The organism is Pseudonocardia sulfidoxydans NBRC 16205 (assembly GCF_007989085.1).
In the GTDB taxonomy this organism is placed as follows: domain Bacteria; phylum Actinomycetota; class Actinomycetes; order Mycobacteriales; family Pseudonocardiaceae; genus Pseudonocardia; species Pseudonocardia sulfidoxydans.
The window spans coordinates 139,006-160,449 of record NZ_BJVJ01000002.1 but is presented as its reverse complement, the minus strand read 5'-3'; the positions used below and the strand labels follow the sequence as shown (position 1 = coordinate 160,449).

Annotated in this window: 18 protein-coding genes; 10 read left to right on the top strand and 8 right to left on the bottom strand. The window is 74.2% G+C overall.

Features of this window, described 5'->3' with window-relative positions:
* Nucleotides 1-9: 9 nt before the first annotated feature.
* Nucleotides 10-783 carry a DUF1990 family protein gene (locus PSU4_RS01960; protein ID WP_147102116.1) on the bottom strand — a complete coding sequence of 258 codons (774 nt, stop codon included), beginning with the start codon at nt 781-783 and terminating at the stop codon, nt 10-12.
* Nucleotides 780-1,058: a hypothetical protein gene (locus tag PSU4_RS01955; protein ID WP_147102114.1), complete on the bottom strand. Its 279-nt coding sequence runs from the start codon at nt 1,056-1,058 to the stop codon at nt 780-782. Before PSU4_RS01955 ends, PSU4_RS01960 begins: the two co-directional genes overlap by 4 nt.
* Nucleotides 1,059-1,064: 6 nt before the next feature.
* Here PSU4_RS01955 and PSU4_RS01950 point away from each other — a divergent pair, with 6 nt between their 5' ends.
* Nucleotides 1,065-1,784, top strand: coding sequence for a DUF1990 family protein (locus tag PSU4_RS01950; protein ID WP_147102111.1), 720 nt, complete (start codon nt 1,065-1,067; stop codon nt 1,782-1,784).
* 71 nt (nt 1,785-1,855) lie between these two features.
* Here PSU4_RS01950 and PSU4_RS01945 read toward each other — a convergent pair whose 3' ends face one another.
* Nucleotides 1,856-2,380 (bottom strand): YbhB/YbcL family Raf kinase inhibitor-like protein, encoded by a 525-nt coding sequence (locus PSU4_RS01945; protein WP_147102109.1) that lies wholly within the window; start codon nt 2,378-2,380, stop codon nt 1,856-1,858.
* A gap of 180 nt (nt 2,381-2,560) precedes the next feature.
* Here PSU4_RS01945 and PSU4_RS01940 point away from each other — a divergent pair, with 180 nt between their 5' ends.
* From PSU4_RS01940 to PSU4_RS01930, 3 genes are all read left to right on the top strand, one after another.
* Nucleotides 2,561-4,144, top strand: a complete 1,584-nt coding sequence (locus PSU4_RS01940; protein WP_147102107.1) for a Na+/H+ antiporter — start codon at nt 2,561-2,563, stop codon at nt 4,142-4,144.
* A 381-nt stretch (nt 4,145-4,525) separates the two neighbouring features.
* The gene (locus PSU4_RS01935) at nt 4,526-5,281 is read left to right on the top strand and encodes an SDR family oxidoreductase (protein WP_147102105.1); all 756 of its coding nucleotides are present in this window, start codon (nt 4,526-4,528) and stop codon (nt 5,279-5,281) included.
* A 33-nt stretch (nt 5,282-5,314) separates the two neighbouring features.
* Nucleotides 5,315-6,022, top strand: coding sequence for a TetR/AcrR family transcriptional regulator (locus tag PSU4_RS01930; RefSeq protein WP_147102103.1), 708 nt, complete (start codon nt 5,315-5,317; stop codon nt 6,020-6,022).
* Here PSU4_RS01930 and cydC read toward each other — a convergent pair.
* Genes cydC through PSU4_RS01910 form a run of 4 tightly spaced genes read right to left on the bottom strand, consistent with a single transcriptional unit; the run spans nt 6,019 to nt 12,030 of the window.
* Nucleotides 6,019-7,743 carry a thiol reductant ABC exporter subunit CydC gene (gene cydC, locus PSU4_RS01925; protein WP_246114899.1) on the bottom strand — a complete coding sequence of 575 codons (1,725 nt, stop codon included), beginning with the start codon at nt 7,741-7,743 and terminating at the stop codon, nt 6,019-6,021. The two genes, PSU4_RS01930 and cydC, sit on opposite strands and share 4 nt — an antisense overlap.
* A complete protein-coding gene (gene cydD, locus PSU4_RS01920; RefSeq protein WP_147102101.1) occupies nt 7,740-9,527 on the bottom strand; it encodes a thiol reductant ABC exporter subunit CydD in 1,788 nt (595 codons plus the stop codon). Before cydD ends, cydC begins: the two co-directional genes overlap by 4 nt.
* Before the next feature lie 24 nt (nt 9,528-9,551).
* On the bottom strand, nt 9,552-10,553 hold the full coding sequence (cydB, locus tag PSU4_RS01915) for a cytochrome d ubiquinol oxidase subunit II (RefSeq protein ID WP_147102099.1): 1,002 nt from the start codon (nt 10,551-10,553) through the stop codon (nt 9,552-9,554).
* Nucleotides 10,554-10,569: 16 nt separating this feature from the next.
* Nucleotides 10,570-12,030, bottom strand: coding sequence for a cytochrome ubiquinol oxidase subunit I (locus PSU4_RS01910; protein WP_147102097.1), 1,461 nt, complete (start codon nt 12,028-12,030; stop codon nt 10,570-10,572).
* A gap of 198 nt (nt 12,031-12,228) precedes the next feature.
* Between PSU4_RS01910 and PSU4_RS01905 the strand changes: the two genes are divergently transcribed.
* The 4 genes from PSU4_RS01905 to PSU4_RS01890 all read left to right on the top strand — a co-directional run bounded on the left by PSU4_RS01905 (nt 12,229) and on the right by PSU4_RS01890 (nt 18,709).
* Nucleotides 12,229-14,142, top strand: coding sequence for a methylmalonyl-CoA mutase family protein (locus PSU4_RS01905; RefSeq protein WP_147102095.1), 1,914 nt, complete (start codon nt 12,229-12,231; stop codon nt 14,140-14,142).
* The gene (scpA, locus tag PSU4_RS01900; RefSeq protein ID WP_147102092.1) at nt 14,139-16,331 is read left to right on the top strand and encodes a methylmalonyl-CoA mutase; all 2,193 of its coding nucleotides are present in this window, start codon (nt 14,139-14,141) and stop codon (nt 16,329-16,331) included. Before PSU4_RS01905 ends, scpA begins: the two co-directional genes overlap by 4 nt.
* 61 nt (nt 16,332-16,392) lie before the next feature.
* On the top strand, nt 16,393-17,373 hold the full coding sequence (gene meaB / locus PSU4_RS01895) for a methylmalonyl Co-A mutase-associated GTPase MeaB (protein WP_147102090.1): 981 nt from the start codon (nt 16,393-16,395) through the stop codon (nt 17,371-17,373).
* Between the two features lie 127 nt (nt 17,374-17,500).
* On the top strand, nt 17,501-18,709 hold the full coding sequence (locus PSU4_RS01890; RefSeq protein WP_373866027.1) for a YihY/virulence factor BrkB family protein: 1,209 nt from the start codon (nt 17,501-17,503) through the stop codon (nt 18,707-18,709).
* Here the strand turns inward: PSU4_RS01890 and PSU4_RS01885 are convergent.
* Nucleotides 18,696-19,457 (bottom strand): HpcH/HpaI aldolase family protein, encoded by a 762-nt coding sequence (locus PSU4_RS01885; protein ID WP_147102088.1) that lies wholly within the window; start codon nt 19,455-19,457, stop codon nt 18,696-18,698. The genes PSU4_RS01890 and PSU4_RS01885 overlap by 14 nt on opposite strands.
* A 110-nt stretch (nt 19,458-19,567) precedes the next feature.
* Here PSU4_RS01885 and PSU4_RS01880 point away from each other — a divergent pair, with 110 nt between their 5' ends.
* Together PSU4_RS01880 and PSU4_RS01875 are read left to right on the top strand one after the other, a co-directional pair.
* Entirely contained in the window at nt 19,568-20,395 is an 828-nt protein-coding gene (locus tag PSU4_RS01880; protein ID WP_186816694.1) for a metal-dependent hydrolase, read from the top strand.
* A 10-nt stretch (nt 20,396-20,405) separates the two neighbouring features.
* Entirely contained in the window at nt 20,406-21,272 is an 867-nt protein-coding gene (locus PSU4_RS01875) for a DUF1932 domain-containing protein (protein ID WP_246114898.1), read from the top strand.
* The last annotated feature ends 172 nt before the right edge of the window (nt 21,273-21,444 follow it).

Here is a 21,444-nt window from a genome sequence, read left to right as displayed (position 1 = left end):
GGCCGGTCGTCACGTACGGGCCCTCCGGCGCAGCGCCAGGCGGCGGCGGTGCACGTGGACACCGGGATGGCGCAGCGGCAGCGCGGCCGGGTCCCACGGGCGCATCCGGCTCTGCGACGGGGCGAGCACGACGTCGCCCGCGAGCCGCGAGGGGTGGGGCAGGGGGTCGCCGGGCCGGTGGTCGGCGAGCAGGTCGTGCATGCGGCGCCCGACGCGCCGGTAGAAGTCGAGCTGGGTGCGGCGCCCGAACACCCGGAAGCCGCCGCGCAGCACCGGGTTCTCGATGGGGGCGCGCCGGGAGTAGGCGTCGAGGCGGAAGGACACCACACCCGTCGTGAGGTCCTTGAGCACCTCGTAGGTGAGTTTGCCCTGCTCCAGGTGGCCGTCGAGGGTCTGGTAGGTCCAGCCCCAGACGCGCTGGGGGCCGTCGGGCCCGTCGCGGGTGCCCTCGACGACTCCGGTGACCCGCACGCCCAGGTAGAACCGCAGGAACAGGAACCGGCCCTCGAGCAGCATGTTGCGGCCCAGCAGCTCGTCGGCGGGCCGGAAGACCCCGCGGATGAGGCGGTGGTCGGAGAACTCGTAGTCGCGCACGAGGATGCACGCCGCGTCGAAGATCCCGTCGGGAACGGGGTCGCCGGGCGGCTCGGTGCCCAGCTCGGCGCAGGCGACGTCGACGTGCCAGGCCGGGTCGTCGGGCCCCGTCGGAGCCTCGGACTCCTCGTAGTTGACCCCCAGCGGTGGCAGCCGGTCGAGCTCGGCGACGAGCCCCCGGGCCCTCATGTCCGGGGCCCCCGGAGCAGGCCGCGGTCCTCGTTCTGGCGCACCGACTCGCCGATCGCCCAGAACATGGGCGGCCACAGCCCGACGAACAGGGCGCGCCGTTCGGCGTTGCCGCGTTCGTCCTGGTCGACGGTCTTCGCGCGCAGCCAGAGCGCGATGCACAACACGATCGACCCCAGCGAGGTGGCCTGCAGATGGATGGCACGGAACCCGATGCGGTGCAGCAGTCGTCCGACGGTCACGACGAGCGCTTTCCCCGTGGGGCGTGTTCTCATGCGCGCATGGCAGTGCTCAGCCGCAAGGCCGCCACCGGGACCCGACGTCACCGCCGGGTCGCCGCACTCGTGCGGTGGCCGGTCGGGCTGGCCGCGGTGAGCTGGCGCTACATGTGGCGCACGGTCCCGCTGCACCGCAGCGAGGTCGACGGTGACGCCTCCGACGAGGCCCCCGAGCTGCCCGCACACCATCGCGACGACCGCGTGCAGGAGGCCGCGGACGGGCACGGGGACCTGCTGCACCGCCGGTACACGGTGCACATCGGTGGGTCCGGTCTCGACGCCGAGGCCCTCGTGGCCGACCTGGTCCGCGACATCAACGAGTGGTTCCCGACGGGCGTCGCCGTGTTCCGGCGCACCCGCGGTGAGGTCGGCACGATACGCGACGGCGACGAGTTCCTGATCCGGCTCCCCGGGCCGTGGGACGGGCCGGTGCGGGTCGTGGGCCGTGACGCGACGGGCTTCCGGTTCGCGACGCTGCGCGGGCACCTGGAGGCCGGGCAGATCGAGTTCCGGGCCCGCGACGTCGACGGCGAGCTGGTGATGGGCATCGAGTCGTGGGCCCGCCCCGGTGACGTCGTGTCGCGCGTGCTCTACGACAAGCTGCTGGCGGCCAAGGAGATCCAGCTCAACCTGTGGACGGAGGTCCTGCTGCGCATCACGAGACACGCCGGCGGGCGACCCGTCGGCGGCGTCACCGTCCGCACCCGCCGCGTCGCAGCCTGACCCGGCACGGTCGCGGGTGGCCGGGCGGCGCTCGGCGCGCTCGCCCCGGCCACCGCTCGCCGGAGGAAGGCCTACTCCGTGATCTCGTACACCGGGGTGATCGTCGCCCGGGCGAGGGTGTGGGAGAACAGGTTGAACCCGAGGAACGCGTTGGTCGCCTCGGCGGGGATCCCCAGCGACGCCACGTCGACGGCGTGCACCACGAAGATGTAGCGGTGCGGGCCGTGCCCGGCGGGTGGGGCGGCGCCCAGGTAGTTCTTCAGGCCGGCGTCGTTGGCCAGGGTGAACGCGCCCTCGGGCAGCGCGCCGTCGCCGGCGCCGGCGTCGAGCGAGGTCACCGACGCCGGGATGTCGACGACGGCCCAGTGCCAGAAGCCCGACCCGGTCGGGGCGTCGGGGTCGAGGCAGGTGACCACGTAGGACTGGGTGGCATCGGGGGCGCCGCTCCACGACAGCTGCGGTGAGCGGTCCTCACCGCCCGCGCCGAAGATGCCACTGACCTGCGGCATCGCGAGCGGCTCGCCGTCGGTGACGTCGGTGCTGGTGACGTCGAAGGACGGGACCTGGGGAAGATCGGCATAGGGGTCGTGCGCCATCGCTGCTCCCTGTCGGCTGGGCGCCCGCCACGTCGCGGGCGCGGTCACGGATGGTCTCCCGCACCGGCCCCGGCGGGACCGGGTACGCCGGGACCACGGGGGATCACGGGGGATCTCGGGCCACCGTAACCATCGGGGCCGCCCGTCCGCACCGCGCACCCGCCGGGCAGTCTGTCGCATGTGGAGCTGCTGCTGCTCGTCGTCGGGCTGATGCTGGCCGCGGTCGTGCTCGTCGGTATCGGCGACCGGCTGCACCTGCCGTGGCCGGCGCTGATGGTCGTGCTCGGCGCGGCGGTCGCGTTCGTCCCGGGCCTGCCCGACCGGTTCGAGCTCGAACCCGACCTGATCCTCCCGCTGTTCCTGCCCCCACTGCTGTTCGCGACGGCCCAGCGCACGTCGTGGGCGCTGTTCCGGGCGCGGTGGCGCAGCATCGTGATGCTGGCGATCGCGCTCGTCGCCGTCACGATCGCGGTCGTCGCCGGGACGGCCATGGCGCTGATCCCCGGCATCGGACTGTCGGCCGCGGTCGCGCTGGGTGCGATGGTCGCCCCGCCCGACCCGGTCGCGGTGGAGGCCGTCGCCGGGCCGGTCCGGATGCCGCGGCGGCTGCTCGCGGTGCTGCAGAGCGAGGGCCTGTTCAACGACGCCACCGCGCTCGTGGTGTTCCAGGCCGCCGTGTTCGCGACGGTCAGCGGCGACGAGCTGAGCTTCCCGCTCGTCGCCGGCCGGTTCCTGCTGGGCGCGGCGCTGGCCGTGGTCATCGGGATCGTCGTCGCGAAGATCGCCCGCTGGGTGTCGACGAAGGTCACCGACACCACCGGCCGCAGCGCGCTCACCGTCGTCCTGCCGTTCGCGGTCTACCTGCTCGCCGAGGAGGTGCACGCGTCCGGTGTCGTCGCCGTCGTCGTGGTGGCGTTGCAGCTGCGCGTGCACGCCAACGCCGACGAGGCCGCCGAACGTCTGGTGCAACGCTCGTTCTGGGACGTCGTCGAGCTGCTCGTGACCGGGGTGGCGTTCGGGCTGATCGGGCTCGACCTGCGGCAGGTCGTCATCGACGCGGGCGCCGACCTGCCCCGGATGCTCGTGCACGCCGCGATCGTGTGCGGCGTGGTCATCGTGCTGCGGGCGCTGTGGATGACCGGCGCGCTGCTCGCGGTGCGCCGCCGCGAGGACCCGGGCGTCGCGCCGCGGACCGGGCGGGAGGCGGTCGTGCTGGCCTGGTGCGGGATGCGCGGGCTCGCGACGCTGGCGCTCGCCCTCGCGCTGCCGGCGGTCACGTCCACGGGCGCGGCGTTCCCGGCGCGCACCGAGATCGTCGTCGTCGCCTGCTCGGTCCTGGTCGTGACGCTGTTGCTGCCCGGGTTCACGCTGCCGATCGTGGTGCGGGTGCTGAAGGTCGCCGAGGACGCCGACGCCGAGCGTGCCGCCGAGCGGATGCTGGCCCACCGCGCGTGGCACGCCGCGCTGACCCGGCTCGTCGAACGTGAGCGCGCCGACGGCCTCCCCGACGAGGTGTCGGCGGTGCTGCACCAGAGCATCGGCAGGCTCGAGGCGGTGCTCGCGGGTGAGACCCTCGGTGACGAGGAGCGCGACCGCTTCGCCACGCTGCGTGCCAGCCGCGCCACGCTGGGTGCGGTGCAGGCGGAGGCCCTCTCGGCCGCCCGCGCGGAGGTCCTGGCGGCCCGTCGTGAGTCCGGTGTCGACCCGGAGGCGGCCGACCGGGTGCTGCACCGACTCGATCTCCGCACCGTTCTGCTCGACTGATCTTGCAGGTCAGAGCACTGAAAGCCGCTCGGCGAACGGCGTTGACGTGACATGGGTCACCGGGTAGCGTTCGGAACCGACAGCTCCGGGACAGCGCTTCCCGGACCGGGCGCGCACCGGCGCCCGCCACCGACTTGTCGCCCATCCGGCGCCGTCGGCTCCTCCGGGAGCCGGCGGCGCCGTGCCGCGTTCCGGCCCGGCCGCCGGAGCGGCCGTCGAGAGCCCCGCGCAACCTCCCTGCTGTCCGCGCCCCGTCGCGACGACCGTCAGGTTGCGCGCGAAGGTCCGTGTGACGTCCCCCCGCCCTGGGCGGCCGGCACCCCGCCAGGATGCGACGATCGGGCCCGGCACACAGTGGTGACAACGGAAGGAACGTCAGGCATGGCTGAGGCACGCGTCGCGATCGTCACGGGTTCGGCACGGGGGATCGGGGCGGCCACCGCCGTCCGGCTCGCCGCCGACGGGTTCGCCGTCGCGGTCCTCGACCTCGACGAAGCCGCCTGCAAGGCCACCGTCGACGCGATCGTCGCCGCCGGCGGGAAGGCGATCGCCGTCGGCGCCGACGTCTCCGACGCCGACCAGGTGAGCGCCGCCGTCGACCGGGTCGCCGCCGAGCTCGGCGCCCCGACCGTCCTGGTCAACAACGCCGGCGTCACCCGCGACAACCTGCTGTTCAAGATGTCCGAGCTCGACTGGGACACCGTCATGAACGTGCACCTGCGCGGCTCGTTCCTGATGGCCCGCGCCGTGCAGAAGCACATGGTCGAGGCGAAGTACGGCCGGATCGTGAACCTGTCGAGCACATCGGCGCTGGGCAACCGCGGCCAGTCCAACTACTCCACCGCCAAGGCCGGGCTGCAGGGCTTCACCAAGACCCTCGCGATCGAGCTGGGCAAGTTCGGCGTCACCGCCAACTGCATCGCCCCCGGCTTCATCGTCTCCGACATGACGAAGGCGACCGCCGAGCGGATCGGGGAGGACTGGGACACCTACGTCGCCGCCCGCGCCGCCCAGATCCCCGTCGCCCGCGCCGGGCAGGTCGAGGACATCGCCCACACCGTGTCGTTCTTCGTCAGCGAGGGCGCCGGGTTCGTGTCCGGGCAGGTCGTCTACGTCGCCGGCGGCCCCAAGGCCTGATCCGGTGCGCGGTCGGCCCGGTAGCCTGCGCCGATGACGCGCGTTGCGGGGCCCGACGGGGGTGCGGCCGACGGTCGCGACACCCGGTCGAGGCTGCTCAGCGCCGCCGAGGAGCTGTTCGCCGACCGCGGCAGCGACGCGGTGTCGCTGCGTGAGATCGGCCGGGCCGCGGGCGCGCGCAACGTCATCGCCGCCCAGTACTGGTTCACCGACCGCGACGGCCTCGTCCAGGCGCTGCTCGACCGGCACGCCCCCGAGGTGGAGCGGCACCGCCACCGGCTGCTCGACGAGTTCGGCGCCGGCCCGCACGCGGACGCCGTCGTCGGCGGCCCGGGTGCCGACGGCGCCGTGCACGAGCTGGCCGCCGCGCTCGTCGAGCCCCTCGCCGCGAAGCTCGACCAGGGCGCGGCCGGTGCCGGCTACCTGCGCACCGTCGCCGACCTGCTGACGCGGCCGGTGCCGTCGATGGCGCCGCTGGCCCTCGACCAGCCCGGCGGCAGCATCGGCCGCTGGCGCGCGCTGCTCGAACCGGTGCTGGAGCCCGACGCCGTCGAGCTGCACCGGCGGTTCCTGACCGTCCGGTTCGTGGCGGTCGAGATGGCGCAACGGGCCCGCGCGGGCCGCGACGACCATCGGCTGTTCGTCAGCCAGCTCGTCGACGCCGCCGCCGGGCTCCTGGGCTCGCGGGTGTCGGCCCGCACCCGGGAGCTGCGCGCGCAACGCCGCGGCCCCTCCTCCTAGGACGGCAGCGGGGCGAGCCGGTGCGCCCGCCGGTACCAGCCGTCGCGGGCCAGCAGCTCGGCGTGGGTGCCGTGCTGCACGACCCGCCCGTCGACGACGACGTGGATCGCGTCCATCGCGTCGAGCCGGTCCAGGTCGTGGGTCACCAGCAGCACCGCGCGGTCTCCGGCGGCGGCGAGCAGGTCGCCCAGGACGGCGTCGCGGGTGTCGGGGTCGAGGTGCGTCGTCGGCTCGTCGAGGACCAGCAGCGTCGCGTCGGTGAGCAGCGCCCGGGCCAGCGCGAGGCGCTGCCGCATCCCGCCCGAGAGGCGTTCGCCGTGCTCTCCGACGTCGGCGTGCAGGCCGCCGGGCATGGCGGCCACGTCGTCGGCGAGGCGGACCCGGCGCAGCACGTCCCACAGGTCGGGGTCGCTCGCGTCGGGGCGGGCGAGCCGCAGGTTGGCGGCGACGGTGCCGGTGAACAGGTGCGGGTGCTGCGGAACGCCGCTGATCACCTCGCGCGCCGCGTCGGGCGGCACGTCGGTGAGCGCGGTGCCGCCGAGGGTGACGGTCCCGGAGTCGGGGTCGAGGAACCGGAACAGCACCGAGGCCAGGGTGCTCTTGCCCGACCCGCTCGGCCCGACGACGGCGACCTTCGCACCGGGTCCGACGTCGAGGTCGAGGCCGTCGAGTGCCCACGGCTCGCCGGGGGCGTAGCGGACCCGCAGGTCGCGGACCCGGCACGCCCCCGGCGCAATGCCCCCCGCACCCCCGGGGTCGCGCACCGCGGGTGGGGTGTCGAGGACGTCGAACAGGCGCTCGCCCGACGCCCGCACCGCGCCGAGCCGCGCGGCCGCGGCGGGCAGGGGGGCGACGATCTCGAACGAGGCGAGCGCGGTCAGCACCAGGACCGCGAGCGGGACGGTGCCGAGGGCCCCGTTCTGCACCGCGGCCACGCCGAGCAGCAGCGTCGCCCACAGCGTGAGGCCCGCGACCAGCGCGGACGCGCCCGCGCCGAGGCCCAGCAGGCCGGCGTCGCGGCGGGCGGCGGCGGTGAGCGCGGCGTCGGCCGCCTCGACGCGGGCGACCGCGCGGCCGGTCGCACCGTAGGCGGCGAGGTCGGGGGCGCCGTGCAGGGCGTCGACGAGTGCGGTCGACAGCTCGGCCCGCGCCGCGGCCTGCCGGATCCCCGACGCCCGGCTCAGCGCAGCCGCCACCACGGGCACGACGAGCCCGCCGACGACGAGCCCCCCCGCGAGCAGCAGCCCACCGGGCACGAGCAGGGCGGTCGCCAGCGTGACCGCGCCGGCCCCGGCGACGACCGCGCTCAACGGCGGCGTCAACCCGCGGACCAGCAGGTCCTGGGTGGCGTCGGTGTCGCTGACCAGGCGGGTGACGAGGTCGGGGGAGCGGAAGCGGCGGACCGGTTCGGTGCGGGCGAGCCGCTCGTAGACGCGGACGCGGACGTCGGACAGCGTGCGCAGCGCGGCGTCGTGGGTGACGAGCCGTTCGAGGTAGCGGGTCACGCCGCGGGTGACGCCCAGCGCGCGGGTGAGCACGACGGCGACCGACAGCGCGGTGACCGACGGGTGCGTCGCGGCGGTCGCGATGAGCCAGGCGGCGAGGCTGAGCAGCCCGGCCCCCGACGCGGTCGCGGCAGCCCCGGCCAGCACCCCGAGCGCGAACCGCGTCCCCCGCGGCCGGGCCAGGGCCACCATCCGGACGAGCGGCCCCCCACTCACGAGACCACCCCCTGCGAGACGACCCCCTGTGAGTGGCAATAGTCGCTATAGCGACTATTGCCACTCACAGGCGCCGGAGGCGTGCCGTTCGCGAGCGCCGGGTTGCCCGCCGCCGCCGGTGCCGCCGGAGGCGTGCCGTGGGCGGCGAGCCGGCCGGCGGTGAGGACGACCGTGGCGTCGGTGATCTCGCCCCAGCCCGTGTCGTGGGCGACGACGATCCCGGTGCGCCCCCGCAGGAGCCGGGCCGTGGCGGCGCGGACGAGCGCGGCGTTGTCGGGGTCGAGGTGGGCGGTGGGCTCGTCGAGCAGCACGAGGTCGGGGTCGCGCAGGAACGCCCGGGCCAGCGCGACGCGTTGGCGCTGGCCGGCCGAGAGCCGCGCGCCGCGCTCACCGACGCGGGTGTCGAGCCCGTCGGGCAGCGCGGCGACGACGTCGGTCAGCCCGGCGGCCGCGACGGCGTCGGCGACCGCGGCGTCCCCCGCACCGGGGTCGCCGAGCGCGACGTTGGCGGCGACGGTGTCGTCGAACAGGTGCGGGTGCTGCGGCACCCACGCGACGCGGGCGCGCCACGAGTCGGGGTCGAGCTCGCGCAGGGGGACGCCGTCGGCGCGGATCTCACCGGACTGCGGCTCGGCGAAGCGCAGCAGCAGCGACAGCAGCGTCGACTTGCCGGCGCCGCTGGCCCCGGTGAGCAGGACCGAGCGCCCCGGTTCGACCGCGAGGCTCAGCCCGTCGAGCACCGGGGTGTCGCGACCGTCGTGGGTGAAGGTGACGTCGTCGATCGCGAGCGAGACCGTGCCGCGGCGCGCGCTCGGCGCGGTGCCGGGGACGGCGGGCCGCGGGGCCTCGAGGATCGCGAACGCCGACTCGGCCGCGGCGATGCCCTCCATGCTGGCGTGGAACCGGGCGCCGACCTCGCGCAGCGGCAGGTACGCCTCCGGCGCGAGGATCAGCACGATCAGCGCCGTCGTCAGGTCCAGCTGTCCGTAGAGCAGCCGGAACCCGACCTCGACGGCGACGAGCGCGACGGCGAGGGTGGCGAGCAGCTCCAGCACGAACGCCGACAGGAACGCCACCTTCAGGGTGCCCATCGTCGCCTCGCGGTGGTCGTCGGTGACGCGCCGCACGAGCGCCGCCTCGGCCTTGGCCCGGCGGAACAGCGCGAGCGTCGGCAGCCCTTCGACGACGTCGAGGAAGTGCCCGCCGAGGCGCTGCAGCAGCGTCCACTGCCTGCGGGTGCGGGCCTGGGTGTGCATGCCGACGAGTGCCATGAACAGCGGGATCAGCGGCAGCGTGACCGCGATGACGACGGCGGAGATCCAGTCGGCGGAGGCGACGACGACCAGCACCGCGATCGGGACGAGCGCGGCGAGGACGAGCTGGGGCAGGTAGCGGGCGAGGTAGTCGTCGAGGGCGTCGAGGCCGCGGGTGGTGAGGGTGGCGACCTCGCCGGCGGTGGCGGCGCCCCGGCCGGGCCGGTCGGTCACGTGGGCGACGATCCGCCGCCGCAGCTGGGACTTGGCCCGGGCGGCGCTGCGCAGGGCCGCGGCCTCGGCGCCGTAGGCCAGCACGGCCCGCCCGATCGCGACGGCGGCGACCGCGGCGACCAGCGGGCCGAGCTGGTCGAGACCGTGGCCGTCGGTGGCGCCGCCGATGACGTGGGCGACGAGCCAGGCCTGGGCGAGGATCAACCCGGTCAGGGCCAACCCGCAGGCCGCGGTGACGGCGACGTGCGTCCGCACCGCACGCGCCGCCCGCAGCAGCCGCGGATCGAGGGGTTTCATCTCACGGACCTCTTCTCGAGGACGTCAGTGCGCCGGCGCGATGTGCGCGCGGGTCACGCGGCGCCGGAACACCCAGTACGACCAGGCCTGGTAGCCGATCACGAAGGGCAGCAGCACGAGTGCGATCCAGCTCATGACCACGAGCGTGTACTCACCCGACGCGGCCCCGGCGACGGTCAGCGACAGCGCCGGGTCGGTCGTCGACGGGATGAGCACGGGGAACATCGACCCGAAGATCACCACCGAGGTGCCCAGCACCGACACGGCCGTCGACGCGAACGCCCAGCCCTCCCGGCCGCGCCCGGCCAGCCCGGCACCCACGACCAGGGTGACGACGGCGATCACCGCGACCGGCAGCGTCCAGCCGGTCGGGCGGTGGGCGAGCGTCGTACCGAGGAACCCGACGAGGGCGGGGACGGCGACGACCGCGGCGCGCAGCGCGACCGCGCGGGCCAGCACCCGGACGGGGCCGTCGGTCTTGAGCGAGAGGAACACCGCGCCGTGCAGGAGGAACAGGCTGCCGGTGACGAGCGCGCCGAGCAGGGCGTAGGGGCTGAGCATGTCGGCGAGCCCGGCGTCGACGACGTGGTTCTCGCCCATCGGCAGCCCGCGCAGCAGGTTGGCGAAGATCAGGCCCCACGCGAGGGCGGGCACGGTGCTGCCGACGACGATCGCGACGTCCCAGCGTCGCCGCCAGCGGTCGTCGTCGACCTTGCCGCGGTACTCGAAGGCGACGCCGCGCACGATCAGGGCGAGGACGATCGCGAGGAACGGCACGTAGAAGCCCGACAGCATCGACCCGTACCAGGCGGGGAAAGCGGCGAAGGTGGCGCCGATCGCGGTGATGAGCCAGACCTCGTTGCCGTCCCAGACCGGGCCGATCGAGTTGATCATGACGCGGCGGTCGGTGTCGTCGCGGCCGATGACGGGCAGCAGCATGCCGACCCCGAAGTCGAAGCCCTCGAGGACGAAGTAGCCGGTCCAGAGGACGGCGATGGCGAGGAACCAGATGGTCTGCAGGTCCATGTCGTGCTCTCGGGGCTCAGTAGACGAACGCGGGGACGCGGTCGTCCTCGCGCTCGCGTGCAGCGGGGACGTCGGAGTCGTCGGGCGGGTAGGGCATCACCGCGGCCGCCCCGGCGGCGACGTAGCGCAGCAGCAGCTTCAGCTCGACGACGGCGAGCGCGGCGTAGAGCAGCGTGAACGTCGACAGCGAGATCGCGACCTCGGTGAGGCTCACCCCGGGTGAGACGCTCGCGGCGGTGAGCAGTTCGCCGACGACGGTCCAGGGCTGGCGGCCCATCTCGGTGAGGATCCAGCCGAAGACGTTGGCGGCCAGCGCCGCGGGCAGCCCGAGGATCGCGACGCGGTACATCCAGCGGTGTTCGGGCAGCCGACGGCGCCGGGTGAGCCACAGCCCGAGGACGCCGATGCCGACGCCGGCCAGGCCGAGCCCCATCATCAGCCGGAACGACCAGTAGAGGACGGCGATGTCCGGCCGGTAGTCGCCGGGGCCGAACTGCTGTTCGAAGCGCTGCTGGACGTCGTTGATGCCCTGGACGTCGCCCTGGAAGTCACCCGTGGCGAGGAAGCTCAGCACGTTGGGGACCTGGACGTTGATGTGGTTGCGGCCCTCGCGGATGTCGCCGACGGCGAACAGCGAGAACCCGGCGCCCTGCTCGTCCTCCCACAGCGCTTCGGCACCGGCGAGTTTCATGGGCTCGTACTGGGCCATGAGCTTGGCCTGGTGGTCGCCGGAGAACACGACGAGTGCACCCGCGATGGCGGTGACGGCGAGCCCGAGGCGCAGGGTCTTGCGGAACAGCCCGTGCTCCGACGGGTGCGGGACGGCGTCGGTCGAGCGCCGCGGCCAGCGGGCGCGCATGAGCTTGACGGCGCTGACGGCGACGACGAACAGGCCGGCGGCGATGAAGGCGCCCGAGACGACGTGCAGGTAGGTCGACCAGGCCTGGTCGTTGGTGAGGACGGCCCAGATGTCGGTGAGGCGGGCGCGCCCGGTCGTCTCGTCGACGGTGAAGCCGACGGGGTGCCGCATCCAGGCGTTGGCGGCGATGATGAAGTACGCCGAGAAGTTGGTGCCGATCGCGACGATCCAGATGCAGGCCAGGTGGATGCGGCGGGGGAGCCGGTCCCAGCCGAAGATCCAGAGCCCGATGAACGTGGACTCCAGGAAGAACGCGAGCAGCGCCTCCATGGCCAGCGGGGCGCCGAAGACGTCGCCGACGAACGTCGAGTAGCTGCTCCAGTTCATCCCGAACTGGAACTCCTGGACGATCCCGGTGACGACGCCCATCGCGAAGTTGATCAGGAAGAGCTTGCCGAGGAAGCGGGTGGCGCGCAGGTACTCGACCTTGCCGGTGCGGTGCCAGGCCGTCTGCAGGATCGCGACGATCGCGGACAGCCCGATCGTCAGCGGGACGAAGAGGAAGTGGTAGACGGTGGTGATCCCGAACTGCCAGCGGGCGAGGTCGAGCGCGTCCATGATGGCCTCCGGGCTGATGTTCTACGTCCTGTAGTAGTTCTACACCACGTAGAAAGTCGGGAGTCGATGTTGTGCTGCGCGACACCGCGTCCGCCGCGTGAGCCCGGCGACACAAGCCGTGCCGGGGTCCGGTGAACCGACCTAGACTCCGCGAAACCCCACGGCCATCGGCGGCCCATGGGCGCAGGAGGGAGAGCGATGACCCCGCAGGTCGACCCCGAGGTGGTGGAACGGGGCGCTCCCGAGGAGCCCGACGAGCTCGCCCTCGCCGCCGAGTTCCCGCAGGCCACCCGCGAGGAGTGGGCCACCCTGGTCGACGGGGTGCTGCGCAAGGCGGGTCGCCTCGCCGAGGACGCCCCCGCCGGATCCGGCGTCGACACGCTGGTCCGCGAAACCCTCGACGGCATCGCGGTCCGCCCGCTCTACACCGCCGATGACGCCCCTGCTCCCGAGGCGACCGGCGTCCCGGGCGCCGCCCCCTACGTCCGCGGCAGCCGCGCCCACGGCCACGTCCCCGACGGCTGGGACGTCCGCGCCCGCCACACCGCCGCCGATCCCGCCGCCGTCGCCGCGGCCGCAGCCGAGGACCTCGAGAACGGCGTCACCTCGCTGTGGCTCGGGGCGGGGGAGCGCGGCGTCGCCGTCGCCGACATCCCTGCCGCCCTCGACGGTGTCATGCTCGACCTCGCCGCCGTCGTCCTCGACGCGGGTGCCGACGCCGGGGCCGCGGCAGAGGCGTTCCTGGCTCACGTCGAGGCGTCCGGTGTCGACGCAGGCCAGGTCCGCGGCAACCTCGGCCTCGACCCGATCGGCCTGCGCGCCGCCACCGGCGACGGCCCGGCCGTCGACTCCGTGCTCCCGCTCGCCCGCCGCGTCGCCGAGGCCTTCCCGGCGCTGCACGCGATCGTCGTCGACGCCCTGCCCGTGCACGGTGCCGGCGCGTCCGACGCCCAGCAGCTCGGCTGGTCGATGGCCGCCGGGGTGGCCTACCTGCGCGCGCTCACCGACGGCGGGCTCGACGTCACGACGGCCGCGCGCCTGCTGGAGTTCCGCTACGCCGCCACCGGCGACCAGTTCGCGACGATCGCGCTGCTGCGCGCCGCGCGCCGGCTCTGGTCGCGGGTCCTGGAGGCCTGCGGCGCCGCCGACGCGCCCGGCCAGGTCCAGCACGCCGTCAGCTCACCCGTCGGCACCACGCGCCGCGATCCGTGGGTGAACATGTTGCGCGGCACCGTCTCCGGCTTCGCCGCCGGTGTGGGTGGCGCCGACGCGGTGACCGTCGCCCCCTTCGACGAGGCGATCGGCGTCGCCGCCCCGTTCGCGCGGCGCGTCGCCCGCAACACCCAGTCGCTGCTGATCATGGAGTCGCACCTGGCGCGGGTCGTCGACCCGGCGGGCGGGTCCTGGTACGTGGAGTCGCGCACCGCCGACCTGGCCCGCGCCGCCTGGGCGTTCTTCCAGGAGGTCGAGGGCGCGGGCGGCGCCGTCGCCGCACTCGACTCGGGATTCGTCGCCGACGCCGTCGCCGCGGTGCGGGAGCGTCGCGAACGCGCCGTCGCCACCCGGCGCACCCCCGTCACCGGGGTCAGCGAGTTCCCCGACATCGACGAGAAGCCCGTCGAACGCGAACCCCACCCGGCCCCGGCCGCGTCCGCGGGTCTGCCCGTCTACCGGGCCGCCGCCGCGTTCGAGGAGCGCCGCGACCGCTCCGACGCGGTCCTCGCCGAGACCGGCGCCCGCCCCACCGCGTTCCTGGCCACACTCGGCCCGGTCGCCGCGCACAGCGCCCGCGCCGGGTTCGCCCGCAACCTGCTGGGCGCCGGCGGCATCGCCGCCCCCGACGCCGGGGCCACCGAGACCGCCGACGACGTCGTCGCCGCGTTCCGGGAGTCGGGCACGACCGTCGCCGTCGTGTGCGGCACCGACGCCGCCTACACCGAGCGTGCCGCCGCGACCGCCGCCGCGCTGCGCGAGGCCGGCGCCACGCGCATCCTGCTGGCGGGCAAGGCCGACGTCGACGGCATCGACGCCACGCTCTACGCCGGGTGCGACGCGCTCGCCGTGATCGACGACGTCTACGCCGCCCTCTCCGATGGGAAGGACGCTCGATGACCGTCCCCGACTTCACCCGCGTCGACCTCGACGGCGGCGCCGCCCCGGCAGGCGCACCGGCCGGGGACGCCCCGCCGGCCTGGGACTCGCCCGAGGGCATTCCCGTCTCGCCGCTCTACACCGCTGCCGACCTGGGCGACGTCGACTTCCTCGGCACCTTCCCGGGCGTCGCGCCCTACCTGCGCGGGCCCTACCCGACGATGTACGTCACCCAGCCCTGGACGGTGCGTCAGTACGCCGGGTTCTCCACCGCCGCGGCGTCCAACGCCTTCTACCGGCGCAACCTCGCCGCCGGCCAGAAGGGCCTGTCGATCGCGTTCGACCTGGCCACGCACCGCGGCTACGACTCCGACCACCCGCGCGTCGCAGGCGACGTCGGCATGGCCGGTGTCGCGATCGACTCGATCTACGACATGCGCCAGCTCTTCGACGGCATCCCGCTGGACAAGATGTCGGTGTCGATGACCATGAACGGCGCCGTCCTGCCCGTCCTCGCCCTCTACATCGTGGCGGCCGAGGAGCAGGGGGTGACACCGGCGTCGCTCACGGGGACCATCCAGAACGACATCCTCAAGGAGTTCATGGTCCGCAACACCTACATCTACCCGCCGCAGCCGTCGATGCAGATCATCTCCGACATCTTCAGCTTCACGTCGGAGAAGATGCCCCGGTTCAACTCGATCTCCATCTCCGGCTACCACATCCAGGAGGCGGGAGCGACCAACGACCTCGAGCTCGCCTACACCCTCGCCGACGGCGTGGAGTACCTGCGGGCCGGGATCGACGCGGGGCTCGACGTCGACAGGTTCGCGCCCCGGCTGAGCTTCTTCTGGGCGATCGGCATGAACTTCTTCATGGAGATCGCCAAGATGCGGGCCGCGCGCCTGCTCTGGGCCAAGCTCGTGCGCCAGTTCGACCCGAAGAACACGAAATCGCTGTCGCTGCGCACACACTCGCAGACCTCCGGCTGGTCACTGACCGCGCAGGACGTCTACAACAACGTCGTCCGCACCTGCGTCGAGGCCATGGCCGCCACCCAGGGCCACACACAGTCGTTGCACACCAACGCCCTCGACGAGGCCCTCGCGCTGCCGACGGACTTCTCCGCCCGCATCGCCCGCAACACCCAGCTGCTGTTGCAGCAGGAGTCGGGCACCACCGACGTCATCGACCCGTGGGGCGGCAGCTACTACGTCGAGCGCCTCACCTACGACCTCGCCCGCCGCGCGTGGGCGCACATCAGCGAGGTCGAGAAGGCCGGCGGCATGGCCCAGGCCATCGACGCCGGCATCCCCAAGCTGCGCGTCGAGGAGGCCGCGGCCCGCACCCAGGCCCGCATCGACTCCGGCCGCCAGCCCGTCATCGGCGTCAACAAGTTCATCACCGAGTCCGACGAGCAGATCGACGTGCTCAAGGTCGACAACGGCGGGGTGCGCCGCGAGCAGCTGGAGAAGCTGGAGCGGCTGCGCCGCGAACGCGACTCCCGCGAGGTCGACGCCGCGTGCGAGAAGCTCACCGCCGCCGCGGCCGCGATCGCCGAGGGCTCGGCCCGCGACGCATCGCAGAACCTGCTGGCCCTCGCGGTCGACGCCGCCCGCGCGAAGGCCACCGTCGGGGAGATCTCCGACGCACTGGAGAAGGTGTTCGGGCGGCACTCCGGACAGATCAGGATCATCTCCGGCGTGTACTCCGAGGAGGCCGGGCGCAACCCGGCGATCGCCCGTGCCCGTGAGCTCGTCGACGAGTTCGCCGAGGAGGAGGGCCGCCGCCCCCGCATCCTCGTCGCCAAGATGGGCCAGGACGGCCACGACCGCGGCCAGAAGGTCATCGCGACGGCGTTCGCCGACCTCGGCTTCGACGTCGACGTGGGCCCGCTGTTCCAGACCCCCGGCGAGGTCGCGCGCCAGGCCGTCGAGGCCGACGTGCACGTCGTCGGCGTGAGCTCGCTGGCCGCCGGGCACCTGACGTTGGTGCCGGAGCTGCGCTCGGCGCTGGCCGAGCTCGACCGCTCCGACATCATGGTCGTCGTCGGCGGCGTCATCCCGCCCGCCGACGTCCCCACCCTGCTGGAGATGGGCGCCGCCGCGGTGTTCGGTCCCGGCACGGTGATCGCCGAGGCGGCCATCGACCTCGTCGGCAAGCTCGCGGCGACCCTGCACTCCGACGACGCCCCGCCGAGCTCGACCTGAGACTGCCCAGCACCATGATCGAACCAGTCCAGCGTCGAACTCGACGGTTCTAGGGAGGAACGTGGCACGGCAGATCGACGTCGACGCGCTCACCGAGGGCGTGCTCGGCGGGTCACGGTCGTTGCTGGCCCGGGCCATCACGCTCGTCGAGTCGCAGCGCGCCGACCACCGCCTCGCCGCGCAGGACCTGCTGTCGCGGCTGCAGCCGCACGCCGGGGCCGCGCGCCGCGTCGGCATCAGCGGGGTTCCCGGCGTCGGCAAGTCGACGTTCATCGAGGCGCTGGGCACCCGGCTCACCGCCGACGGCCACCGCGTCGCCGTGCTGGCCGTCGACCCGTCGTCGACCCGGACCAAGGGCTCCATCCTCGGCGACAAGACGCGGATGGCCCGGCTGTCGGTCGACGACAACGCGTTCGTCCGGCCCTCGCCCAACGCCGGCACGCTCGGCGGCGTCGCCCGCGCCACCCGCGAGACCATCGTGCTGATGGAGGCCGCCGGGTTCGACGTCGTGCTCGTCGAGACCGTCGGGGTCGGACAGTCCGAGATCGCGGTGTCGGAGATGGTCGACACCTTCCTGTTCCTCACCATCGCCCGCACCGGCGACGCGCTGCAGGGCATCAAGAAGGGCATCCTCGAGATCGCCGACGTCGTCGCCGTCAACAAGGCCGACGGCCCGCACGAGAAGGAGGCCCGCGGCGCGGCCGCCGAGCTGCGCGCGGCGCTGCGGCTGATGACACCGGCCAGCGAGTCGTGGCGCCCGCCCGTGCTGCCGTGCTCCGCGCAGACCGGCGCCGGGCTCGACGACGTCTGGGCGGCCGTCGAGAAGCACCGGGCCACCCTCGACGGCACCGGTGAGCTCGCCGACCGCCGCGCGGCGCAACAGGTGGGGTGGATGTGGGCCATGGTGCGCGACCAGCTCATGGACCGGCTGCGCTCCGACCCCGGTGTCCGCGAGAAGCTCCCGACGCTCGAACGCGAGGTCCGCGCCGGTGGGCTGCCACCCAGCGTGGCCGCCCGCACGGTGCTCGACCTCCTCGGCTGAGCCGTCTCCCGAGCCCTCCCGTGAGTCCTCTCCTGGGCCGGCGGAGAGCCCGGTTCACCCGTTCCGGCCGGTCACGGCCCGGCCACGGATCAGGCGTCACGCGCTGTGGGGGAGCATCCTGGACGACGTGACGGAGCTGCACACCGGGAAGGACGGGTCCACCACCCCGCCCGGTGACGACGCACGCCGGGACCGACCCGGGGATTCTTCGCCGACGGTCCCCGCGGAGCAGCCCGTCGACGAGACCGCGGAGCAGCCCGTCGACGAGACCGCGGAGCAGCCCGTCGACGAGACCGCGGCGCAGTCCGTCGACGAGACCGTGGAGCGGCCCGTCGACGCCGAGCTCCGCGACGGCGGGCAGAAACGCAAACCCGGGGCGCGGCGGCTGATCACCCGCACCGTCGGCGGCGCCTGGGACGACAACATCTTCTCCGAGTCGGCGGCGGCCGCGTTCTGGCAGACCCTGTCGCTGCCCCCGCTGCTGCTGGGCCTGCTCGGGGCGCTCGGCTACATCGGCGGCTGGTTCGGCCCGGACACCGCGCAGATCGTCGAGAACCGGATCGTGGCGGCCACCAGCGGCATCTTCAGCCGCAACGCCGTCGACGAGATCATCGCCCCCACCGTCTCCCAGATCCTCACCACCGGCCGCAGCGAGCTGATCTCGCTGGGCTTCGTCATCTCGCTGTGGTCCGGGTCGTCGGCGATGTCGTCGTTCGTCGACGCGATCACCCGCGCCCACGGCCAGTACGGCATCCGCAACCCGGTCTGGCAGCGCATCCTGGCGCTGCTGCTGTACCTGGTGGGGCTCGTCGGCGGGATCATCTCGCTGCCGCTGCTCGCCCTGGGCCCCGACCGGCTGCCCGGCATCCTGCCCGAGTCGTGGCGGCCCACGGCGATCACGCTGATCTCCGACCTGTACTACCCGGTCATCGGCGTCATCCTGGTCCTCGCGCTCACCACGCTCTACAAGGTGGCGCTGCCGGCCAAGCCGCCGTGGTGGCGGGGGCTGCCCGGCGCGCTGTTCGCCGCCGTCGTGTTCCTGGTCGGGGTGACGGGGCTGCGCGTCTACATCGACTGGCTCACCGGCACCGGCTACACCTACGGCGCGCTGGCCGCCCCGATCGCGTTCCTGCTGGCGGCGTTCTTCATCGGCTTCGCGATCGTGCTGGGCGCGCACCTCAACGCCGCCATCCAGGAGCTGTGGCCCGCCCGCCTGTCCGACCGCCGGGGCGCGCTGAGCAGCCGCGAGCCGACCGACGGTCCCGACGGGCAGCCGGACCCGCCCGCGTCCGACCCGCCCGCCGACCCCCACGGGGGAACGGTCAGCCGCGCCTGAGCGGCTCCGCCCCACCGGGACGGCTCGCCCGCAGCTCCGCGGCCGCCATCTCGGCGAGCAGCGCACCGTCGCCGCGGACGAAGAAGTACGTGAACCCCAGCTCCCGGAACCGCTGCACGTGCCCGGCGGAGGCGCAGAAGATGCCGACGGGCATGTCCGCGGCCCTGCCCGCCTCGAGCACCCTCGCCAGCAACGCGTCGTAGTCGGGGTCACCGTCCTGCGCCGAGGTCGGCCTGCCCATCGACAGCGCCAGATCCGACGGCCCGACGAACACCGCGTCCACCCCGTCGACGGCGACGATGTCGGACACCGCCTCGACGGCCGCGACCGACTCCACCATCACCGCGCACACCGGGTCACCGGGCGCCGACGTCATGAAACCGTGCCGGGTCGGGCCGTAGCTACGGGTGCCGTGCGGGGGCCAGCGGCACGCCGACGCCGCCGCGGCCGCCTCCTGCGCGGAGTTCACCAGCGGGACGATCACACCCGCCGCGCCGCGGTCGAGCGCCTCGGTGATCGGGGACGGCGCGTTCCAGTGCACGCGCACCATCGACGGGGTGCCCGTCGCGGCGAGCGCCTGCAGCATGGGGAGCAGGGAGTCGGGGCCGATCAGGCCGTGCTGGGTGTCGACGCACACCACGTCGAACCCCACCGAGCCGATCACCTCCGCCGTCGCCGATCCCGGCAGCTGCAGCCAGCCCCCGACGGCGTCACCACGCAGCACGTCCAGCAGTCCGCTCTCGCTCATGATCCCCACCCTGCCGCACGGGCCCCCCGGCGCGCCTGCCGATCCGTGCACAGCCGGGCGCCTAGAGTTCCCGACCGTCCGCGCGCACGGCCCGGGCGCGGTGGGAAGTGGTGGGGCGCAAGGTGCTCGGGGTCAGTCATGCCCTGTCGGGAGCGGCGTTGGGGCTCGGCGTCGCCGGGTTCGCGGCCGGCTGGTCGGGCGCCCCGCTCGACGCGGGCGGGGTGCTGACGTTCGCCGCCGTGTGCGCGGGCGCAGCGCTGCTGCCCGACCTCGACCATCCCTCGTCCATGGCGACCGCCCGGTTCTCCTGGGCGTCGGTCGTGGCCGGCCGCGCCGTGCGGCCGCTGTCGGCGCTGGTGTACCGGCTGACCCGCGCGCCCCGCGACACCGGCCGGGGCACGCACCGGGGGCTCACCCACACCGCGCTGTTCGCCGTCGGTGTGGGCGCGGCGATCAACGCCGCGTCGGCGGCATGGGGCGCACCGGTGCTGCTCGGCACCCTGTTCGTCTGCATCGCGCTGGCCATCAAGGGGCTCGACGCGATCGTGCCCGGCCCCCCGTCGCTGCTGATCGCCGCCGGTCTCACCTACGCCGTCGGCGCCTGGATGCCCGGCGGTGTCGACGGCACCGCCGGCTGGCTCGGCACCGCCGTCACCCTCGGGATGCTCGTCCACTCGGTCGGCGACGCGGTCACCGAGTCCGGGGCGCCGCTGCTGTGGCCGCTGCCGATCCGCCGCCGCCGCTGGTACCCCGTCGGCGGGCCGCGGCCGCTGCGGATGCGCACGGGCGGGCGGGTCGAGACGATGCTGGTCGCGCCCGCGCTGGCGCTCGCGGTGTTCCTGCTGGTGCTGCTCGTCGTGCCCGGGGCCGGGGACCTCGCCCTGGACCTGCGTGACCGGGTCGGGGACCTGCTCGCCGCCCGCTCGGGAGATGGGTGATGATGCCGTGGTGAGCGACGCAGAGGTTGGCCACACCGGCGTGCTGCCCGACCGGCCGGTCGTCGGGATCCTGCATCCCGGCGCGATGGGCTCCGCCCTCGGCTCGGCGCTCAAGCCGCGGGCCGGGGCGGTGGTGTGGGCGGCGGCCGGCCGCAGCGACGTCACGTCCAAGCGCGCCGAGATCGCCGACCTGATCGGGGTCCCCGACGTCGACGAGCTGGCCCGGCGCAGCGACGTCGTCATCTCGATCTGCCCGCCGCACGCCGCCCTCGACGTCGCCCGGCAGGTCGCCGACGCCGTCCGCGACCGCGCCCACCCCCCGCTCTACGTCGACGCCAACGCGGTCTCGCCCACGACCGTCGCTGCCATCGCGGAGCTGTTCGACCGCGGTGACGGCGCAGCCGGGGTCGTCGACGGGGCGGTGATCGGCCCGGCCGCCTACGAGGCGGGCCGGACCGTCCTGTGGCTCTCCGGTGCGGCGGCACCGTCGGTCGCCCGCCTGTTCGAGGGCTCCCCGTTCGCGGCGAGGGTCCTCGACGGTGGCCTCGGCGCCGCGAGCGCGCTCAAGGCGTGCTTCGCGTTGCACACCAAGGCGTTGCCGACGATCTGGGCCGTCATGGCGGCCGCCGCGAACGGCTACGGCGTGCTCGACGACCTGCGCGCCGAGGTGGGGCGCATGGGCGGCGACCTCGACGCACAGCTGGCCGCACTGGCGGACAAGTCCGGTGACCGCGCGTGGCGCTGGGCGGGGGAGATGGACGAGGCCGCCGACACCGTTGCGGCACAAGGCCTGCCCGACGGGTTCTCCCGCGCGGCGGCGGAGGTCTACCGGCGGCTCGCCGACGGGACCCTGGAGCTCGGGCGCGGCGCCCCCTAGCCGAGCTGGGACGTCGCCCAGGCGTGGCCCGCGTCCCAGCCGCGGTTCGCTGCCGCCGGGTCGGTCGAGGCCACCCAGCCGGCGGCGAGCGTGGCCACCAGCGCACCGACGGCCACCGCTGACGTCGCCCGACGGTGATCAGCGCGACGCTTCTCCTGCCCGTCCGAGTGAT